16 protein-coding genes and 2 pseudogenes are annotated in these 19813 nt (G+C 73.0%); 9 read left to right on the top strand and 9 right to left on the bottom strand.

The window, feature by feature from the left end:
* The first annotated feature begins 97 nt into the window (after positions 1-97).
* Complete coding sequence (locus ASC56_RS10465; protein ID WP_055490976.1) at positions 98-2494, top strand: SpoIIE family protein phosphatase; 2397 nt, start codon at positions 98-100, stop codon at positions 2492-2494.
* 25 nt (positions 2495-2519) lie between these two features.
* Here the strand turns inward: ASC56_RS10465 and ASC56_RS10470 are convergent, their stop codons facing one another.
* Together ASC56_RS10470 and ASC56_RS10475 are read right to left on the bottom strand one after the other, a co-directional pair.
* Positions 2520-4439, bottom strand: coding sequence for a ricin-type beta-trefoil lectin domain protein (locus tag ASC56_RS10470; RefSeq protein ID WP_234376914.1), 1920 nt, complete (start codon positions 4437-4439; stop codon positions 2520-2522).
* A gap of 336 nt (positions 4440-4775) precedes the next feature.
* Complete coding sequence (locus ASC56_RS10475; protein WP_055490978.1) at positions 4776-5681, bottom strand: helix-turn-helix domain-containing protein; 906 nt, start codon at positions 5679-5681, stop codon at positions 4776-4778.
* Between the two features lie 162 nt (positions 5682-5843).
* Here ASC56_RS10475 and ASC56_RS10480 point away from each other — a divergent pair, with 162 nt between their 5' ends.
* Positions 5844-6638 carry a phytanoyl-CoA dioxygenase family protein gene (locus tag ASC56_RS10480; protein ID WP_055490979.1) on the top strand — a complete coding sequence of 265 codons (795 nt, stop codon included), beginning with the start codon at positions 5844-5846 and terminating at the stop codon, positions 6636-6638.
* An 11-nt stretch (positions 6639-6649) separates the two neighbouring features.
* Here ASC56_RS10480 and ASC56_RS10485 read toward each other — a convergent pair whose 3' ends face one another.
* A complete protein-coding gene (locus ASC56_RS10485; RefSeq protein ID WP_055490980.1) occupies positions 6650-7537 on the bottom strand; it encodes an alpha/beta fold hydrolase in 888 nt (295 codons plus the stop codon).
* 167 nt (positions 7538-7704) lie between these two features.
* A complete protein-coding gene (locus ASC56_RS10490; protein ID WP_055490981.1) occupies positions 7705-8235 on the bottom strand; it encodes a flavoprotein in 531 nt (176 codons plus the stop codon).
* 107 nt (positions 8236-8342) lie between these two features.
* Between ASC56_RS10490 and ASC56_RS10495 the strand changes: the two genes are divergently transcribed.
* Complete coding sequence (locus tag ASC56_RS10495; protein WP_055490982.1) at positions 8343-8897, top strand: TetR/AcrR family transcriptional regulator; 555 nt, start codon at positions 8343-8345, stop codon at positions 8895-8897.
* Between the two features lie 30 nt (positions 8898-8927).
* Here the strand turns inward: ASC56_RS10495 and ASC56_RS10500 are convergent, their stop codons facing one another.
* Both ASC56_RS10500 and ASC56_RS10505 read right to left on the bottom strand, forming a co-directional pair.
* Positions 8928-9158 (bottom strand): ferredoxin, encoded by a 231-nt coding sequence (locus ASC56_RS10500; protein ID WP_371330050.1) that lies wholly within the window; start codon positions 9156-9158, stop codon positions 8928-8930.
* A 12-nt stretch (positions 9159-9170) separates the two neighbouring features.
* Positions 9171-10379 (bottom strand): cytochrome P450, encoded by a 1209-nt coding sequence (locus ASC56_RS10505; RefSeq protein WP_055490983.1) that lies wholly within the window; start codon positions 10377-10379, stop codon positions 9171-9173.
* Positions 10380-10774: 395 nt separating this feature from the next.
* On the opposite strand from ASC56_RS10505, the gene ASC56_RS10510 reads away from it, so the two are divergent.
* On the top strand, positions 10775-11407 hold the full coding sequence (locus ASC56_RS10510; protein ID WP_055490984.1) for a LysE family transporter: 633 nt from the start codon (positions 10775-10777) through the stop codon (positions 11405-11407).
* Between the two features lie 279 nt (positions 11408-11686).
* Positions 11687-12133, top strand: coding sequence for a nitroreductase family deazaflavin-dependent oxidoreductase (locus ASC56_RS10515; RefSeq protein ID WP_055490985.1), 447 nt, complete (start codon positions 11687-11689; stop codon positions 12131-12133).
* 402 nt (positions 12134-12535) lie between these two features.
* Here the strand turns inward: ASC56_RS10515 and ASC56_RS10520 are convergent, their stop codons facing one another.
* Positions 12536-13480, bottom strand: coding sequence for a cation diffusion facilitator family transporter (locus ASC56_RS10520; protein ID WP_055490986.1), 945 nt, complete (start codon positions 13478-13480; stop codon positions 12536-12538).
* 234 nt (positions 13481-13714) lie between these two features.
* Here ASC56_RS10520 and ASC56_RS10525 point away from each other — a divergent pair, with 234 nt between their 5' ends.
* Positions 13715-14725 carry a glutathione S-transferase family protein gene (locus ASC56_RS10525; RefSeq protein WP_055490987.1) on the top strand — a complete coding sequence of 337 codons (1011 nt, stop codon included), beginning with the start codon at positions 13715-13717 and terminating at the stop codon, positions 14723-14725.
* A gap of 48 nt (positions 14726-14773) precedes the next feature.
* A complete protein-coding gene (locus tag ASC56_RS10530) occupies positions 14774-15085 on the top strand; it encodes a DUF4235 domain-containing protein (protein WP_055490988.1) in 312 nt (103 codons plus the stop codon).
* A 62-nt stretch (positions 15086-15147) separates the two neighbouring features.
* Here ASC56_RS10530 and ASC56_RS10535 read toward each other — a convergent pair whose 3' ends face one another.
* Together ASC56_RS10535 and ASC56_RS10540 are read right to left on the bottom strand one after the other, a co-directional pair.
* Positions 15148-15540 carry a VOC family protein gene (locus ASC56_RS10535; protein WP_055490989.1) on the bottom strand — a complete coding sequence of 131 codons (393 nt, stop codon included), beginning with the start codon at positions 15538-15540 and terminating at the stop codon, positions 15148-15150.
* 216 nt (positions 15541-15756) lie between these two features.
* Positions 15757-16468, bottom strand: a pseudogene (locus ASC56_RS10540) (TetR/AcrR family transcriptional regulator).
* A gap of 181 nt (positions 16469-16649) precedes the next feature.
* Between ASC56_RS10540 and ASC56_RS10545 the strand changes: the two are divergent.
* Positions 16650-18148 (top strand): annotated as a pseudogene (locus ASC56_RS10545) (APC family permease).
* A gap of 31 nt (positions 18149-18179) precedes the next feature.
* A complete protein-coding gene (locus tag ASC56_RS10550) occupies positions 18180-19811 on the top strand; it encodes an amidohydrolase (protein WP_055490990.1) in 1632 nt (543 codons plus the stop codon).
* The last annotated feature ends 2 nt before the right edge of the window (positions 19812-19813 follow it).

Genomic DNA, 19813 nt, shown 5'->3' on the forward strand with positions numbered 1-19813 from the left:
GGCCCGGGCCGCCCGGGAACGGAATCCGGCCACGCACTAGGCTGGAACACGAGTGACGCGCTTGTTCACTGAGTGTGTGCGCAAGGGAGTGGCGACGATGGGCCCGGTGCATCCCTCCGGCGAGGCCGCCACCGCTCGGGCAGTCGTCGACGAGAACGGCACGCTGGTCCGGTGGAACGACCACGCCCGCCGGCTGCTCGGCTACGCGCCCGGGGAGGCCGAGGGCCGCCCCGTCGTCGAGCTTCTCGTCCCGGGCAGCCCCGTGCCGGCGCCCGAACCGGACGGCGCGCGCTGGAGCGGCGCGGTCCAGCTGCGCCACCGTGACGGGCAGACCGTGCCCGTGTGGCTGCTGGCCCACCACCGGCGGCACGGGCACGGCCACCACTGGCTGGTGGTCAGCCCGCTGGGCGGGCATGGCCCGCGCTCCGAGGACGACCCGCTGATGAGGACCGCGCTGACACACTGCCCCTGCGCCCTCGCCGTCTACGACGAGGACCTGCGGCTGTACGGCGTCAATGAGGCGATGCACGCGCTGATCGGACTGCCGGAGGAGCGCATACGGGGGCTGCGGCTGTCGGAGATCGGCGGCAAGCCCGAGAACGAGAGAGTGGAACGCCTGGCCGAGGAGGTGCTGGTCAGCGGGCGAGGACGAGACCTGCAGGTGTATTTGCGTGCCGGTGGCGAGCGGCATGCGCACGCCTGGCTGGCCCGGTTCGCCCCGCTGAGGGACGACGGGGGCAGGGTGCGCGGAGTGTGCATGACCGTGCACGACTTCACCGAGCAGTATCTGGCCCGGGAGCGGCTGCAGCTGGTCAACGAGGCGAGCGTCCGCATCGGCACCACCCTCGACGTCACCCGTACGGCGCAGGAGCTGGCCGATGTGTGTGTGCCCGCGCTGGGCGACTTCGTCAGCGTCGATCTGCTCGATCCACCGGCCGACGGGACCCAGCCCTCGCCGTCCTCGCTCCGGCCGCCGATCATGCTGCGCCGCGCCGCCCATCAGTCGGTGACCCCTGGCTGCCCCGAAGCACTGATGGAGCCGGGCCAGGTCGGTCTCTACCCCGGCCACTCGCCGCAGGCGGAGTCCCTGCTGTCGGGGCGGACGATGGTCGCGGGGGACACCGCGACCACGCTCAGCGAGTGGCTCGACACGCAGCCGGCCCGCGGCGAACGGGTCCGTGAGCTCGGTGTGCACTCCACGATGTCGGTGCCGATCCAGGCCCGCGGCGGAACATTCGGGGTGGCCGTGATGCGGCGGTTCCGGCGGCCGGACCCGTTCAGCCCCGACGACGTCCTGCTCGCGGAGGAGATCACCGCCCGGGCCGCCGTCTGCATCGACAACGCCCGCCGGTTCTCCCGCGAGCGCGAGACCGCGCTCGCCCTCCAGCGCAGTCTGCTGCCACGCACCCTGCCGCGGACCGCCGCGCTGGAGGCCGCCTCCCGCTATCTGCCCGCGGCCCGCGCCGGAGTGGGTGGAGACTGGTTCGACGTGATCCCGCTGTCCGGGCTGCGGGTCGCCATGGTGGTCGGCGACGTCGTCGGCCACGGGGTCCGGGCCTCCGCGACCATGGGCCGGCTGCGCACCGCCGTACGGACCCTCGCCGACATCGATCTGGCGCCGGAGGAACTGCTCACCCATCTGGACGATCTCGTCATCAGCCTCTCCCGGGAGGCCGGGCAGGACGGCGCGACCGCAGAGGTGGGCGCCACCTGTCTGTACGCGGTGTACGACCCGGTCTCCCGCCGCTGCACCCTCGCGCGGGCGGGCCATCCGCCGCCGGTGATGGTGCCGCCGGACGGCCCGCCCCGAGAGATCAAGCTTCCCGGCGGACCGCCGCTGGGGCTGGGCGGGCTGCCCTTCGAGTCGGCCGAGACCGACCTGCCCGAGGGCACGGTCCTCGGCCTGTACACCGACGGGCTGATCGACGGCCGGGACCGCGATGTAGACACCAGCCACCAGCTGTTGTGCGACGCCCTCGCCGGCCCCCCGGACGCGGCGCCCGCCCCCGGCTCACTGGACGAGACCTGCGACCGCATCCTGCACGCCCTGCTTCCCCCGGGTGGCGTCGCCGACGACGTGGCACTACTGCTGGCCCGCACGCACGGGCTGTCGGCCGCCCAGGTCGTGACCTGGGCCGTCGCCGCCGATCCGGCGCTGGTCGCGGAGATCCGCAAGCAGGTCGTCGCCCAGCTGGAGACATGGGGGCTCAGCGATGCCGTGTTCACGGCCGAGCTGGTGGTGAGCGAGCTGGTCACCAACGCCATCCGGTACGGCGAGCTGCCGATCCGGCTGCGGCTGATCCACGACCAGGCCACTCTGATCTGCGAGGTCTCCGACGCCAGCCACACCGCTCCGCATCTGCGCCGGGCCAGGACGTACGACGAGGGCGGCCGCGGTCTGCTCCTGGTGGCCCAGCTCACCCGGCGCTGGGGCAGCCGCCACACCGCCGAGGGCAAGACTATCTGGGCGGAGCTGAGCCTGCTGGAGGAGTGACGTCAGGGGCCTGGCCGACCCGGTGTCAGCGCCCGCCTCTCCGGGCGTCGTGCGGTCCCCCGCCTCCGTGTCCGCCCCAGGCCCCGTATCCGCCGCCCTGGCCACCCGGCGGGCAGGACGGGCAGGTGCCGGATGCCGGGAAGGAGGAGGGCCGGTCCGTCGCCGGGGTGTACGACGGGGCGGGGGTCGGGCGCGGCGTGCTCGTGGCGGCCGGGGAGGGCTGCGTGCTTCGGGTCGTCGTGGCCGTCGGCTCCGCCGCGGTGCCCCAGTCGACGGTCTGCATTCGCAGCGCGTTGGAGGTGTCGGCGGCCCAGCGCCGGGTGTCGTCCCGCGTGCGCGGCTTGAGCACGAGTGCCGCGCCCTGCGCGGACGAGGCGGGTGTGAGGGCCAGGTCCTGGTTCCAGCGCGGGACGATCGCACCTTGGCGGGTGAAGTCGTAGCGGACGTTGTTCGCCCCGGGCTCCGACGGGCCCGCGCACACGGCCAGTTGGACCGAGTAGCCGAGATGGGAGTCGAGACACAGATCCGGTGCGGCGACACTGCGCAGCAGTCCGTCGGTCCGGTACGCCCACTGCTGGGTCACGGACGAGGCGCAGGAGACGAGTACGGCCTCCGCGCCGACGACCGCGTTCTTCGCGTCGAGGCCAATGCACAGGCCGCTGTCCCGGTAGCGCAGCCGGCCCTCGAATGCGCCGGTGGGCACGTCGGCGGCAGCGCCGACCCACGAGGGCGACCCGGAGCCGCTCGCCGCTCCCGGGCCGGGCGGACCGGAGGGCGTGCCCGCGCCGGAGGGCGTGCCCGCGCTGGTCGTGGCGCTTCCGCCCGACCGGGTGCCGGACCACACGGCGAGCGATATGAGGACGAGCGCGCTGACCGCCGCCACGGCCAGGGCAAGCTGCCGGCGGTGCGGCGGGCGCCGACGGGCCTTGTGCGCGGCGCGGGGGCGGGCCCCTGGAACGACCGACCCGGCGCGTGTGACAGGGCCGGGGCCGCCGCCGGGTGCGTCGGTCGCCATGGAGTCGTGGGAACCGTCGACCGGTTCGGCCGGGTCGGCGGGCGCCGGGGGCTCCACGGCCTCGGATCGAGGCGCATCGGCCGGTTCGACCAGGGGCTCCCCTCCGGCGGGCACGGTCAGGGGCGCCGCCGGTGCCCCGGCCTCCTTGGTCCGGGTGCCGTTCGTATCGAGGTAGGCCTGGGCGCCCCAGCCGAGCACGGCCTCGGCGAGCAGCAGCGGAAGCCGGTCGTGGAAGCCCTCCAACTGCTCGGCGGCGTTGTGGCAGTGCGCGCAGCCGTCCATGTGGAGGCACAGATCGGGGTCGAGCACGTTGTCGCTCCGGCGCAGCGAGACGTCCAGCAGGCGCGCGTAGCGGCGGCACTCCTCGTCGGGGGCGGACGCGCGGTGGACGTCCAGACAGCCCTCGCGCAGCAGTTCGCGGGCCCGCTCCAGCTTCACCGCGGCGTCCTCGGTGTCGATGCCGAGCAGGGCGGCGGGTACGGCGAGTTCCTCGCGCTCGACCTCGACGTGCCACAGCAGACAGCGGGCGGGCTCGGCGAGCCGCTGGAAGGCACGGGAGACCAAACGCCGGTTCTCGGGCGGCAGCAGCCGCGCCGTGGCGCGCTCGCCGCTGCCGGGGTCGGAGCGCAGGGCAGGGTGCAGGAGCGTGCGCCGGTGGTCGGCGTCCCACTCCGCCGCCAGGCGCCTTATCGCGACGAGCAGTTGGGGCCGCCACGCGGCCGTCGGTCCGCCCTGGCGCGCGGAATCCTCGAAGAGCCGGGTGAATGCCGCCGTGGTGAGCATTCCGGCGGGATGGGCTCCGTCCGTGCACAGCCGGGCGTAGGAGTAGGCGGCTTCCCAGTGCCGGCCGAGCAGTTCGCCGACCGGATGGTGCACGGGCCTCTTCCCGGCGGACTTCTTCAGCTCGGCGGCGAGCTGTTCGTCCGTCACGTCGTACGACGGAACGGGTCCGGGGGAATTCCACTGACCCCCGTCTTTCGCGTCCACGTTCCTCCAACTCCGGGGAGGGTTATTCGGCACAACGAACGCCCACCCAGAACGGCTCCTTCGAAGCGGGCGACGCTCGACGGCGTCCGCGTGCGGCGCGGTAAATACCATGGTCCGCGCGCTACCGGTGACACTTTCGCACAGGTCACCGAGGGCGAACAAGAGACTCCCTCCCTTTTCCTCTTTTCCTGTACCAGCCCGATGACTTGACGAAAGGTCAGCCAAACAGGTACCAGCTCCGGGAATTCCGGCTCCTTCCGGCTCCTTCGCTGCCGGAATTCATCCGGCGGCGCCCCGCTGCGCGGACCGGTACGCACCCGGTGGGGTTCCGTAGTGCCGGCGGAAGACGCGATGGAAGTGGAACGGGCTGCGGAAACCGGAGGCGGCGGCCACGCGTTCGACCGGTAGTTCGGTTGCTGCCAAGAGCCGGGCGGCATGCCGCAGTCGTGCCTCGCGCAACGCCCGCATCGGGGAGTGTCCGAGCTGCTCGGTGAACAGGTGCGCGAAGCGGGACGGCGAGAGCGAGACGCCTTCGGCCAGGGACCGTACGGTGTGCGGCGCGGCCGGGTCGGCCTCGATGAGGGCCTGGGCACGGCGGATCCGCCCGTCCACGCCGGAGCGCGACGGCTGCGCCCGGGCGGCGGTGGCGAGCAGCACGATCTCCTCCAGACAGCACAGGGCCAGCGCGCGGGCGACGGTGCCGTGCGCGACCGAGACCTCGCCGTCGGCGGGTGGTACGGGGTCGGGGGGCGCCCCGATCCCGCCCCAGCGGGCGTCGGCGAGCATGCGCCGGAAGGCCGTCTCGATGCGGTCCCGCCCGTGTCCGGCGGCCACGGCGTACAGCCGGTCGCCCATGTCGTAGGGGTCGAGCAGGGCGGCCCAGGAAGTACGGGGCTGGCAATGTGCCCACCAGAAGGCCCAGTGCCGGGCGCCCCGCGCCACCGCGTACCGATGCGGTGTCCCGGGCCCCAGCACCACCAGGTCGCCGGCGTCTGCCGTCACACGGGACGCGCCCTGGCACAGCGTGCCCCGGCCGCCGGTGGTCCAGGTGAACAGCCAACTGTCGGCGCCGCTCGGCCTGTTGACTCCGTAGCCCGTCGGCTGGTCGAAGCGTCCGACGGTCACCAGGCCGGGCGGCGGGGCCGGGTCGGCAGGCTCGGGCAATGCGTCAGCACGCACAGGCATCCTCCTTGAAGGCGCTCCGGCCTACGGTGCTTCTGACGGATCTCCGTGGGACAAGGAGCGGCGTCCGGTGCGTGCTCTCGGCGTGTGTCGCGACGCCGCGGAGGTCCGTCGGAAGGGCCCTAGCCTGAGGCACGTCGGACACCGCCGGGAAGGGAAGGCCCCATGACGGCCATGGACATGGAGGCGTTCGAGGAGGACGGTTTCGCGGTGGCGCGCCGACTGTTCTCCCGCGCCGAGATCGACGACCTGTGCGCCGAGTTCACGGCGCTGCACGCGGCGGGGCCGGTGCCGGGGCACTTCGAGCCCCGGGCGTGCGGGATCGACGGGACGGCCGATCCGCTGCACGTCCACCCCCGCGTGATGCACCCGCACCGCATCAGCGAGCTGTCGCTGCGCTTCCTGCTCGATCCCAGGCTGCGGGCGATCCTCGAAACGCTGCTGGGCGAGGAGGTGCTGGCCGCGCAGAGCATGTTCTACTTCAAACCGCCGGGAGCTCGCGGGCAGGCACTGCACCAGGACAACTTCTATCTGCGCGTCGAGCCGGGCACCTGTGTGGCCGCGTGGATCGCCTGCGACGTCGTCGACCAGGGGAACGGCGGTCTGGAGGTGGTGCCGGGCACACACCGGATGGACCTGTTCTGCCCCGAGGAGGCGGACGCGGACGTGTCGTTCGCGCGCGAGTACGTACCGCCGCCGCCCGGCCTGGCCGCGGTGCCCGTCGTGATGGAGCCGGGTGACGTGCTGTTCTTCAACGGCAGCCTGGTGCACGGGTCGAAGCCCAACCGCAGCGCCGACCGGTTCCGCCGGTCCTTCATCGGGCACTACGTCGGTCGCTCCACGCGGCGCATCGGCGGCTTCTACCGGACCCTGACCATGGACGGCTCGCCGGTCGCACTGCCCGAGAGCGAGGGCGCGGGCCCGTGCGGAGCGGAGTTCGCCGCCCCCGGCCCGCACTGAGCATCTCCCGGTCAGGAGGTGAAGGCGAGGACCGCCTCCGCGACCGCCCTGGGGTTCTCCAGCAGCATCGCGTGCGTGGCGTCGATCTCCGCGACCGTCACGCCGGGCCGCTCCTCGGCCAGCGCGGCGAGATCGCGGGCGAGCCCCTTGGCGTAGGCGGCCATCATCGGGTCGAACCAGTCGAGGCCGGGGACGGACGGCACGGGCCGCTGGGCGCGGCCCAGCAGCAGCGGGGCGGTCATCCGCCGGAACAGGGCGAAGGGGTCGAGCGCGTCCATGGCGGCGAGCATCCGCACCGCTTCCTCCCGGCCGGGCCGCACCTCCAGGACACCGTCGTCCCGCGTCCGCACGGAGCGCAGGACGCCGGCCTCCAGTAGTTCGTAGGGGATGCCGAGCTGGTCGGACATCGCGCGCTGTTCGGCGAGCAGGTCCTTGAGCCCGTCCGCGGACAGTTCCCTGCCCAGGCCTGCGGCGCTCAACTTCCTCACGTCGGTGAGGTGTTGTGCGACCTGGTCCGGATCGAGGCCGACGTACTGGTCCGGACGCCCCCAGCCGAATCCGTCGAGGTTCACGGCGCCGGGGGTTACGTCCGGGTGCTCCAGTGCGTAGAGCACGGCGAGCAGGCCGCCGAGGGAGTGCCCCACGGGCAGGGCGCCCGCCATCCCGTGCACCGCCAGGACCTCCTCCAGGTCGCCCAGCACCGCGGGCAGGTTCCACGGAGCGGACGGCGAGAGGCCGTGGCCGCGCAGATCAACGGCCAGCACGCGGTGGCGCGCCGCGAGGAGGGGTGCGACGGCGGCCCAGTCGGTGAGGGTGCGTCCGGCGCCGTGCAGGAGCAGCAGGGGCGTGCCTTCGCCTCCGTGGTCGTGAACGGCCAGCGCGATGCGGTCTCCGGTCATGGGACGACAGTAGAGCGTCGCCCGGCATCGCACACGGGATCGCCGTACGCGGGGCCCGGGCCACTGAGGTCAGCGGCTTCCCGCCGCCAGGTGACCGTACGGCGTGGCCGCGGACGGCCCGCCGACGGTACGCGCATCCTCGCCGCACGCGTGCGGCACCGGGTCGCTCACGGCAGTGTGAGCAGGTCCAGGGCCCGCTCCCACCGGAACTCCGGGCGGCTGCCGTCCTCGCCCACCCCTCCGGGGTAGGGATGGCCGAACCGGACACCCATGCCGCTCAGTCGTTCGAGGCTCGCGGGGTAGGCGGGATGGGCCGCCAGCGCCTCGCTCACGCAGGGCAGCACGGCGATCGGGACGCCGAGCCCGCCGGCCTCGCACAGGGCGCCGAGCGCGAGGGTGTCGGAGATGCCGGCGGCCCACTTGTTGATCGTGTTGAAGGTGGCCGGGGCCACGACGACCGCGTCGGGGTCCGGGAACGGACGTGGGTCGCCCGGGCTGCGCCAGGCGGAGCGGATGGGGCGGCCCGTCTGTGCCTCGACCTCTGCGGTGTCGAAGAAGCGCAGGGCGAGGGGCGTGGCGATGACGCCTACGTCCCAGTCGCGCTCCTGGGCCGCGGTGATCAGTGTGCCGACATCCTGCGCGATGCCCGCGGCGCAGACGACGACATGGAGGAATGGTTTCCGGGCGCGGTGGATCACGAGTGCACTCTAGGGCACTGAGGGGCGCGCGCGGCCCGCCGGGTGGCTGCTACCGTGGGGACCGAGAACGTCGGTTCTCCCATCGGGACGCCCAGGAGGGCTCGTACATGGACAGCGAACTCGCCCGCGACCGGGCGCTGGACGCCGCGGAGACGCTGTTCTACGGGCGCGGCGTCCAGAGCGTCGGCATGGACGACATCCGCAGCGCGTCAGGGGTGTCGCTCAAGCGCCTGTACCAGCTGTTCCCCGCCAAGGAGCAGCTGGTCGAGGCCTATCTGAGGCGGCGTGACGTGCGCTGGCGACAGCGACTGGCCGAGCATGTGGACCGGCACACGGACCCCTTCGAGCGGATTCTGGCGGTGTTCGACTGGCTGCGGGACTGGTTCGGCGAACCCGGCTTCCGCGGGTGCGCCTGGATCAACGCGTACGGCGAGCTGGGCGCCACCTCACCACGGGTGGTGGCCCAGGTGCGCGCGCACAAGCGGGCGTTCAAGGCGTACCTGGCCGGTCTGGTGGCCGATGCGGGGCTGCCCGCGCCCCTCGCCGGCCAGCTGTACCTGCTGGCCGAGGGTGCCACGGTGACCGCGGGCACGGAGGGCACCGCTGAGCCCGCCGAGCACGCGGCCCACGCCGCGGGACTGCTGCTGGACGCCCACCGGTGAGCCCGCCGGGCGGGCCCGGGGCCGGCTCCGTCACCGGGCCTGCCCGGCCTCGGCCCCCTTCCCGGAGACGGTGATGGCGCCCACCGGGCAGGCACGCGCGGCCTCGTGTACCAGCGGGTCGCCCCCGCCGTCCTCCTTGCCGGGCAGCAGCTCGCTGTAGCCGTCGTCGTCCTGGGTGAAGACGCCCGGCGCGGTGAGGGCGCACTGGCCCGCCCCGATGCAGACGTCCTTGTCGATGGAGATGGTGATGTCGTCGGTCATGGTCGCAGCCTCTTACCAGGTCACGGGAAGTTCCAGCATCCCCTGGATCGTGTCGCCGGGTTTGAAGGGGATCTCCTCCGCCGGAGCCGCGAGCCGTAGACCGGGCAGCCGTGCGAAGAGAGCGCGCAGGGCGATCTCCAGCTCCGCCCGGGCCAGGTTCTGGCCGAGGCACTGGTGGATGCCGAACCCGAAGGCGACGTGGTGGCGGGCCGGGCGGTGCCAGTCCAGGGTGTCCGGTTCGGAGAAGGCCGCGGTGTCGCGGTTGATCACGGACGTGGAGAAGAGCACGCCCTCGTCGGCCCGGATCGTGACTCCCGCGATCTCGATGTCCTCGGTGGCCACCCGCACCAGCCCGTCGGCGATGGACAGGAAGCGCAGCAGTTCCTCGACCGCGGCGGACATCAGGCCCGGGTCGGCACGCAGTTCGGCGAGCTGGTCGGGGTGCTGCAGCAGGGTGAACGTACCGAGGGAGATCATGTTGGCCGTCGTCTCGTGCCCGGCGACCAGCAGGAGGGTGGCCAGGGAGACCAGCTCGGCCCGGTCCAGCCCACCGTCGCGCAACTGCTCCTGGATCAGCTCGTCGAGCAGCCCGTCCCCGGGCTCCTTCCGTTTTCGGTCGATCAGCTCCCCGAGGTAGGAGTCCAGTTGGTCGCGGGCGTCCCGGGTGTCGGCCGGGGCCGGGCCGCGCAGCAGCCTGCGGGACTGCGCCTCGAAGAAGTCGTGGTCGGCGTACGGGACGCCGAGCAGCGCACAGATCACCATCGACGGAAGGGGCAGCGCGAAGGCGCTCACCAGTTCGGCGGGCGGGCCCGCGGCCTCCATGGCGTCCAGGAGCCGATCGACCGTCTCCTGGATGCCGGGGCGCAGCGCGGTGGTCCGCTTGAGGGTGAAGCTCGGGACCAGCATGCGGCGCTGGGTGCGGTGCTCGGGGTCGTCCACCCCGAGCAGGGCGGCCCTGCGGTCGCGGGCGGCGGCGAAGCGCCTGTTCGTCAACGGGAAGCCGGACCGGGTCCGGTCCGAGGACAGACGCGGGTCGGCCAGGAGTTCACGGGCGGCGGAGTGGCCGGTGACCACCCAGACGTCACGCCCGTCGTACAGGGTGACCCGGGCCAGGGGCCGGGCCGTGCGCAAGGGGTCGTAGGCGGTGGGCGGGTGGTAGGGGCAGCTGCGGTCCTGGGGGAAGGCGACGGGTTCTGACACGGTCGCACCGGGTTTCGTCATGAATGACCTCGCACGCGAAGATTCGCTCTTGCCGATCATCATTAGATGCCCGAGGCATCTACAGAACCACGCGAAGTTCGGCCAGATCCACCGGATGCCGGATATGGCGCAAAGACATGTCACTGTGTCGGCGGCCTGACTCGCCGCCGACCGCCCGGGACGCGGCGCGGGGGTCGCTTCGGCCCGCCGCGACGTCGCACGGGGGTCGCTTCGGCCCGCCGCGACGTCGCACGGGCACGCTCTCATCGTAATTCGCTTGCCGGGCATGGGCCGCTCCTCCAGGATCGGCCCATGCCGACGATCGAAGCCTTCCTGCCGCCGACCTCAGACGCCCACCCGGTGCGGGGCCGACAGCAGCAGGCCGACCGGTCGCGCGGGCCCTCGCCGTCCGGGTCGTGACCGGCGCGCTGGTCGCGGGGCTGGTCGCGGGATACGGCATCGCCGTGCCCGTCGGCGCCATCGGGACCTACCTCGTCTCCCTGACCGCCCGTACGTCCCTGCGCACCGGTGCGTGCGCCGCGCTCGGCGTCGCCACCGCCGACGGGCTCTACGCCCTGGTGGCCGTCATCGGCAGCACCACCCTGTCTCCCGTGCTGCACCCGGTGGTGGTCCCGCTGCGCTGGGCCTCGGCACTCGTACTGGCAGCTCTCTCGCTCCTCGGCGGCGTCGGTGCCCTGCGCCGGTACCGATCGGCGGGCGCCGCCACCGCGGTCCGAGCGGAGCCACCGGGCGCCGCACGGGCGTATCTCGGGCTTCTGGGCATCACGCTGCTCAATCCGGCCACCGTGGTCTACTTCGCCGCGCTGGTCCTCGGCAGTCGTGCCGGGGACCCGCTACGGCCGCTGGAGCAGGGGCTGTTCGTCGTCGCCGCCTTCGCCGCGTCCGCGAGCTGGCAACTCGCTCTGGCCGGGGGAGGTGCGCTGCTCGGCCGGGCGCTGGCCGGGCGGCGGGGGCAGCTGGTGACGGCACTCGTCTCCAGCGCGGTGATCGCGGCGCTGGCGGTGCGGATGGTGGTCCTTCCGGCGTGACGCAAAGCGTTCCCCGCGCGGCGAGGCCCCTGGCCGGTCCCGTCGCCTGTGCCCGCCGGATCGCGTCCATGCCGTACCTGATCACCGCACGGCCGCCGGGGAGCGCGCCCGGCCGCCGCCGCACGGGGACGGCCCGTACGCCAACTCGGGCGCGTGGTCGTGGATGAAACCACCGGCGGCTGGTGTTGAATCTTGACGCACGCGGTCCCCCGGCCAGGGCTGTGGGCCCGCGGCACGACGGACGAGACAGCAGTCGTACGCGACGATGGGACGGATGCCATGCCTCTTGAGGGCGAGTACGAACCCAGCCCGACGCAGTGGGTGCGCGATCAGGTCGAGCTCTACGAGAGTTCCGGCGGCACCCGGGGAACCACACTGCTCGAGACGGGGCTGCCCGTGGTCATCCTCACCACCTTGGGCGCCAGGAGCGGCAAGATCCGCAAGACCCCGCTGATGCGGGTCGAGCACGAGGGCAACTACGCGGTGGTGGCCTCGCTGGGCGGCGCGCCCAAGCACCCGGTCTGGTACCACAACGTGATGCAGCATCCCACGGTGGAGCTCCAGGACGGCCCGCTGCGCCAGGAGATGACGGCCCGTGAGGTCACGGGCGAGGAGAAGGCGGTGTGGTGGGAGCGGGCGGTCGCCGCGTACCCGCCGTACGACGAGTACCAGAAGAAGACGGACCGTGAGATCCCCGTCTTCGTGCTGGAGCCGTCCGGAGCGTGACCGCGCCGGGTCGGAGGGGCGGCCCGGCCGCGCGCCGGGCGGCCCGTCCGCATCCGAGGGGCCCGTCCGCGTCCGAGGGGCCTCGCGGGCAACGGCTGTTGGAGCTCCGAACAGAATGGGCGCCGGGGCGGATCCGGCGGCACGTCCCAGGTGGCCACCCGGTCGCGCAGGGCCGCCGGTCGGCAGCAACGGGGCGTGGTGGAGACGCCGACGACATGCCGTCGACGCCAGGAGTTGACGTCGCGGCCGCCGCCGCACGGGTGCCGCCCCCTGCCGCCCGCCGTCGCACCCGGGAGCGGGCATGACCGCCGCGGGGACCGTGCGCGTCCGGGCGCACCGCCACCCGCCGAGATTCCATCCGCATCCGGGTGCATGTTCCGCGCCCGGCCGGGCAGCCGTCCGTCAGGCCCCGCCGCGCTCCCCCGTCGCGGCGGGGCCCTCCGCGTCGCCGTCCGTCCGCCGGGCGGCCGCACGGGTCGGGGCGTCCGTGATGTCGAGGAAGATCTGGTGCGCCTCCGGGACGGTGTGCCCGATGGAGCGCTTGATCCGCACCGCGACCTCCTCCACCTCCTCGCTGTCCAGGCCGGGCACCAGATCGACGCGGGCGGCCACCAGAAGGGACTCCAGGCCCAGCTGCATGGTCAGAAGCTCCTCCACGCTGTCGATCTCGGGCTGCGCCTCCAGCAGTGCGCGCACCCGGCGGCTGAGCTCCGGATCGGCGGCCTGGCCGATCAGCTGGTCCCGGGCGTCGCGGCCGAGCCGGTAGGCGACGTACACGAGCAGCGCGCCGATCGCGAGCGAGGCGGAGGCCTCCCACACGACGTTCCCGGTGACCATGTGCAGTGCCATGCCGGCGATCGCGAGGAGGACCCCGAGAACGGCGGTGCTGTCCTCCGCCAGGACCGTGCGCAGCGCCGGGTCGCGCAGCCGCTGGGCGGCCGTGCCGTGCTGTCGGTGCACCTGGTGGAGGGCGCGCACCAGGGAGGCGCCCTCCGACAGCAGCGCGACCCCGAGCACGACGAGCCCCGCCACATAGCCGCCGTACGACTCCTTCGTGCCGTTCCGCAGGGCCTCGAAGCCCTGGAAGAAGGAGAAGCAGCCGCCCATCACGAAGATGCCGACGGCCGCGAGCAGCGACCAGAAGAAGCGTTCCTTGCCATAGCCGAAGGGATGGCGCCGGTCGGCCGGGCGGCGGCTGCGGCGCAGGGCGGCCAGCAGGAAGATCTCGTTCAGACTGTCGGCCACGGAGTGGGCCGCCTCCGACAACAGCGCGGGTGAGCCCGCGAGGAGTCCGCCCACGGCCTTGGCCACGGCGATCACCAGATTCGCGGCGAGTGCCACGAGCACCGTGACACGCGTCCCGCGGTCGGAGTCCCCGCGCCGCGTAGGGGGCTCGAGACCCGACGACTCGCCGCCCGAGGGCTCCCGCCCCGACGGTGTCCTGTCCAGCCGCTGTGCGTCCGATGATGTCCCGCCCACCTCCCCCGACTGCCCCCGTCCGTGCCTCTCACACGGTGTCGGGGCGGAAATCGGGGAACCCGACGGGCATCCGGGCGGAGGTCCGCGGGAGGAAGGGGCGGCATGGCCGAGGGCAACAGCGCGTACGGCAGGAAAGAGTTCAGGCGGTCGAGGAGTCATTTCGCCGACCGCATCACGGCGGACGGGCGCGACGGCTGGCCGGTGGAGGCCGGGCGCTACCGGCTGGTGGTCAGCCGTGCCTGCCCCTGGGCGAGCCGGGCCGTGATCTCGCGACGGCTGCTCGGCCTGGAGGAGGCGCTGTCCCTGGCCGTCGCCGATCCGGTCCAGGACGACCGCAGTTGGCGGTTCACGCTGGACCCCGACGGCCGTGACCCGGTGCTCGGCATCCGCTTCCTCAGTGAGGCGTACGACGCCCGGGAGACCGGCTACCCCGGCGGGGTCAGCGTGCCCGCGATCGTGGACGTGCCCAGCGGAGCGCTGGTGACCAACGACTTCCGGCGCATCACCCTCGACCTGGCGACCGAGTGGACGGCTTTGCATCGGGAGGGGGCGCCCGATCTCTACCCCCAGCGGCTGCGCGACGAGATCGACGATGTGATGCGGGTCGTGTACGAGGACGTCAACAACGGGGTGTACCGGGCGGGCTTCGCCACGGACCAGAAGGAGTACGAGGAGGCGTGCGCCGGTGTGTTCCGGCGGCTGGAGTGGCTGTCCGAGCGGTTGGCCGGGCGGCGCTACCTGGTCGGCGACACCATCACCGAGGCCGACATCCGGCTGTTCACCACACTCGTACGTTTCGACGCCGTCTATCACGGCCACTTCAAGTGCAACCGCCGCAAGCTGGCGGAGGACCCGGTGCTGTGGGCGTACGCCCGCGATCTCTACCAGACACCCGGTTTCGGTGACACCGTCGACTTCGACCACATAAAACGCCACTACTACCAGGTCCACACGGGCATCAACCCGACCGGCATCGTGCCGCTGGGACCGGACCTGGCGGGGTGGCTGGCGCCGCACGGCCGGGAACGGCTGGGCGGGCGCCCGTTCGGTGACGGCACTCCGCCGGGGCCGGTGCGTGCGGAGGAGGAAGTTCCGGCCGGGGGACGGCCCTGAGGCCCTGGGGCACCGGCGGCCGCAGGGGAAGAAGCAGAGGAGACAGACGTGGCCAAGGACAGGAACAGGACCAAGGCGAAGCTGCCGCTCGTCTACAAGCCCGTGGGGTTCGCCCTCGGCTGGGCGAGCGGAGCCCTCGCGGGTATCGCCTTCCGGAAGACCTGGAAGGCGATACGCCACGAGGACGACGCGCCCGACGCGTTGGACAGGGATCGCGGCTGGGTGGAGGTGCTGCTCGCCGCGGCGCTCCAGGGCGCCCTCTTCGCCGTCGCCCGCAGCGCGGCGGACCGCACGGGGGCGAAGGCGATCGAGCGCTCGACGGGCGTGTGGCCGGCCACCGGGAAGGGCGGCCGGGACTGAGAGCTCCGAACGGAATGGGCGCCCGGCCCCGGCCGCGCCGCGTCGTGCGCCCATAGGCCGCCTCACCCCTGTTTGGGTGCCGTGTCCCTGGTCACGCGCAGGGTGAAGGAGTGCCCGGCGGGGTCCGCGTAACCGCGTTCCTCGAACGGCCCCGCCGCGTCCTTTGCCTCCAGTGGGCGGCCGCCCAGCCCGACCACCTTCCGCTCGGCCTCGTCGAGGTCCTCGACGAGGAAGTCGAGGTGGGCCTGGAGGGAGTTCTCGGGGCGGGGCCAGCTCGGCGGGGTGGCGTTGACGTCCCGGCGGAACGCCATCCGTATCCCGTCCGCGCCCCTGATCTCCACCCGGTTCGCGGTCGCGTCGACCTCCTCGGCCTCCAGCAGTTCCCTGTAGAACGCGGCGAGTTTCTCGGGCTCGGCGCAGTCCAGGACCACGACGCCCGCCAGTACCAGTGCCATGCTTCCTCCGTACGGGTCCGCGGCGGGCGGTGCCCCGCCCGCCTACGTTCCCCGGATACCCCGTCCCCCGGATTCAGTCGGCGACGAGCCGGCGGCGCGCGGCCGCCCCAAAGGTCGTCCCGGTGGAGCCTCCTCGTGGCGGGTGGCAGGGAATCGGGGCCTCCTGGTGGCGGGTGGTACGGGTACGACGTCCGGGATCCGGCCCGCTGGAGGGGCCTACGGTCCGGCGATCTCCGCCAGCCGTGCCGCCGCCGCGGACAGCAACAGGTCGAGCGCTGCCGGATAGGAGCTGTGGCGCATGTCGGCGGCGAGATGGCGAGCCGTCGCCGCGATGTGCGGGTGCGTGTCTGCGGGCAGCCGGGCGTAGGTGGCGCGCCACACCCGCGCCTCCGCCTCACGCGCGGCACGCGGGAGGGACGTGCTGGCCGCGTCCAGGGCCGCGAACGCCAGGGCCTGGTCGACGAACGCGTGGTAGATCCGTACGGCCTCGGGGTCCGGGAAGCCGGCTCCGCGCAGCACGCCCAGGATCGTCTCGACGGCCTCGATCTCGTGCGCCCGTCCGGTCACCCGGTAGGAGCTGAGCACCGACGCCTGAGGGTGCGCCAGCGCCCCCGCGTGTATCCGCAGTCCCAGTTCCCGCAGGTCGGCGCGCCATTCGCCGGTGGGGCGCCAGATGCGCAGCGTACGGCCGATGAGCTCGTCGGCGATGGCGAGCAGCAGGTCGTCGGTGTCGCGGAAGTACCGGTACAGGGCGGTGGGGTCGGCGCCGAGGGCACGGCCGAGACGGCGGACGGTGAGGGCGTCGGCGCCGTGCTCCTTCAGCAGCCGCAGAGCTGTGTCGATGATCAGCTCCTCGGAGAGGACGACCCCGGTCTTGGTGGGGCGTCGGCGCCGGCGTGCGGAGGGGGGGGACCACTCGGTCGGTCATGGGCTCTCCCGGTCGTTCGGCGGCTCCGGATGGTCGGCCGACGGCTGCGGAGGGCCTGACGACACCTTCCGCCCCGGTGCGGGGACCTTATGTCAACGACGTTGACCTGTTAAGGCCCCGAGCAGTTTCATTTCCCGTCACCGGGCCGGATTCCGGCCCCTCTGTGTGATCGGAGGCGGTCATGACACGCATCCCCTATGGCGCGGACCCGCCCGCGCAGCCGTCCCTGCGCAGGTCCCTGGGAGTCGTGGACGGCGTCGCCATCGCCGCCTCCAGCACGGCGGCGACCACCAGCATCGGCATCGGTCTGGGGGTGACGGCCGGTGTGGTCGGTCTGCATCTGCCGGCCATCATGCTGCTGGCCTTCCTGCCGGTCCTGGGCGTCGCGGGCGCCTACTCCCGGCTGAACCGGGTGGAGCCCAACGCGGGCAACGGCTATGTGTGGGTGGGCCGTTCGCTCAGTCCCTGGCTGGGGTTCCTGGTCGGCTGGGTGAACATCGTGGCCACGGTGGCGTTCCTCGCGTACACCACGGCCGTCACCGGCTCGGCCGTGCTCCAACTGGCCGGGGAGGCCGGCCTGCCCGGATGGCGGGACTGGTGCTCGACCCTGGGTCGACCGCGCAGACGACGACGGTCGGTCTGGTCGTGCTCGTGGCGGTCACCCTGACCGCGGTCACCGGCGTCCGCACCGCGGCCCGGCTGCAGACCGGGCTGCTCGTCTTCGAGTACGTCGTCCTGCTGGGCTTCTGCGGATACGGCATCGTCACCGGCCCGCACGCCTTCAGCCTGAGCTGGTTCGACCCGTTCGCCATCCCCTCGGCGTCGGCGCTCGCACAGGGGCTGCTGCTGTCGGTGTTCTGTTACTGGGGCTTCGAGGCGGCGTTCAGCGTGAACGAGGAGGTGCGCGACGCCCGGGACGCCTCCCGGGCCGGAATCACCACACTCGTCACCATGCTGGGGCTGTTCCTGCTCGGCTCGGTGGCCTTCCAACGGGTCCTGTCCGAGCCGGAGTTGGCCGGTCATGGCGCACAGGGCCTGGCCTACTTCGGCGACCGGCTCGCCTCCCGGCCGGTGGCGGCGCTGCCGCTGGTGGCGCTGATGTTCTCGGCGGTGGCCTCCCTGCAGGCGGGGGTGATTCCCACGGCCCGCGCGATGTTCGCGATGAGCCGGGACCGTACGCTCGGTCCTGTCTGGTCCAGGGTGAACGCGCGGTACGGGACACCGGCCGCCGGAACGCTGCTGATCGGCGCGCTCGCGGCCACGGTCGCCGCCCTGGCGCTGGTCATCCCCCGCCTCGCCGACATGATCATGGCAACCGTCAACGCGGTGGGCCTCGTGGTCGCGCTGTCCTACGCGCTCACCGGGCTCGCGGCGGCGGTGCGCTTCCGCGGGCTGCTGCGGGAGGACTGGCGCCAGGGCGTCCGGGCCGCGCTGCTGCCCGCGCTGAGCGCGCTCGCCCTGCTCGGACTCGGGGGCTACCTCGGCTGGTCCTTCTACAGGTCCACCGACCATCTCGCGCCGCGCGCCGACAACGGCTGGTTCCTGCTGCTGATGCCCACGCTGATGGTCGTCTCCGGCTTCGCGGCGGCCTGGGCCAAATGGGTGCGCAGATCGCCGTACTTCCGCACCGGCCGTGGCACGGACGCGGACGCACCCCAACTCCTCGCCGCGCAGAGCTGACCCCCCGACACCCCTACACGGAACGGAAACCATGCAGGCCGATCTCCTCTTCACCGGTGGCCCCGTCCTCACCCCTCAGGGCCCCGTCACCACCTCGGTCGCGGTCGTCGGCGGCCGGATCGCCGCCGTCAAGGACACCGAGGCACACGCACTGACCGGTCCCCGCACCGAGGTCGTGAACCTCGCCGGACGGCTGCTGCTGCCCGGCTTTCAGGACGCGCACATCCACCCCGTCCCGGCGGGGCTGGAACTCACCCAGTGCGATCTCACCGGGGCGAGGACCGCCGAGGAGACCCTGGCCGCCGTCCGCGCGTACGCCGACGCGCACCCGGAGCGGGAGTGGATCACCGGCGGCGGCTGGTCCATGGAGGCCTTCGAAGGCGGTATGCCGACCAAGGAGCTGCTCGACGGGCTCGTCCCGGACCGGCCGGTCTATCTGCCCAACCGCGACCACCACGGCGCCTGGGCCAACAGCCGCGCCCTGGAGCTGGCGGGCATCACCCGGGACACCCCGGACCCGGCCGACGGACGGTTCGAGCGCGACGCGTCCGGCGAGCCCACGGGCATGCTCCAGGAAGGGGCCATGCAGTACGTCGGCCGCCTCACCCCCGCGGCCACCCCGGCCGACCGGCTGGCCGCGCTGCTGCACGCCCAGCGGCATCTGCACGCGCTCGGGATCACCGCCTGGCAGGACGCGCTCGTCGGTGACTTCCTCGGGATGGACGACCCGTCCGAGGCCTATCTGGCGGCCGCCCGTGACGGCTCGCTGACCGCGCGGGTCGTCGGCGCGCTGTGGTGGGACCGAGAGCGCGGCGCCGAGCAGATACCCGAACTCGTCGAGCGGCGGGCGGCGTTGAGCCACGGCCGGTTCCGTGCCGGCAGTGTCAAGCTGATGCTGGACGGAGTCGCCGAGACCGGGACGGCGGCGCTCCTGGACCCGTACCTGGACGGGTGCGGCTGCGCCACCGCCAACCGCGGCACCAGCTTCATCGATCCGGCCCGGCTCCCCTCCTACGTCACCGAACTGGACGCCCTCGGCTTCCAGTGCCACTTCCACGCGCTGGGCGATCGGGCGGTGCGCGACGCGCTGGACGCCGTCGAGGCCGCGCGCAAGGCCAACGGGACGAGCGACACCCGGCCGCACCTGGCCCATCTGCAGGTCGTGCACCCCGACGACGTGCCCCGTTTCGCACAGCTCGGTGCCACGGCGAACATCCAGCCGCTGTGGGCCGCGCACGAGCCGCAGATGGACGAACTGACGATCCCCTTCCTCGGCTCCGAACGGGCCGCCCGGCAGTATCCGTTCGGCGCGCTGCTGCGGTCCGGGGCGACGCTCGCGGCGGGCAGCGACTGGCCGGTCAGCAGCCCCGATCCGATGGAGGGCATCCATGTCGCGGTCAACCGGGTCGTTCCCGGCGGGTCGGGGCCGGTGTTCCTGCCGGACGAGCGGATCGGCCTGACGGCCGCGCTGACGGCGTACACGGCGGGGTCGGCGTACGCGAACCATCTCGATGACACCGGCAGCGTCCGTCCGGGGGCGCTGGCCGATCTGGTGGTGCTGGACCGCGATCCGTACGCGGGGCCGCCCGAGGCGATCGGCGGGACACGGGTGGCGCTCACCTATGTCGGGGGCGAGCGCGTGTTCGCGGCACCCGACGCCTGACG

The organism is Streptomyces sp. TP-A0356 (assembly GCF_001417775.1).
Classification (GTDB): domain Bacteria; phylum Actinomycetota; class Actinomycetes; order Streptomycetales; family Streptomycetaceae; genus Streptomyces.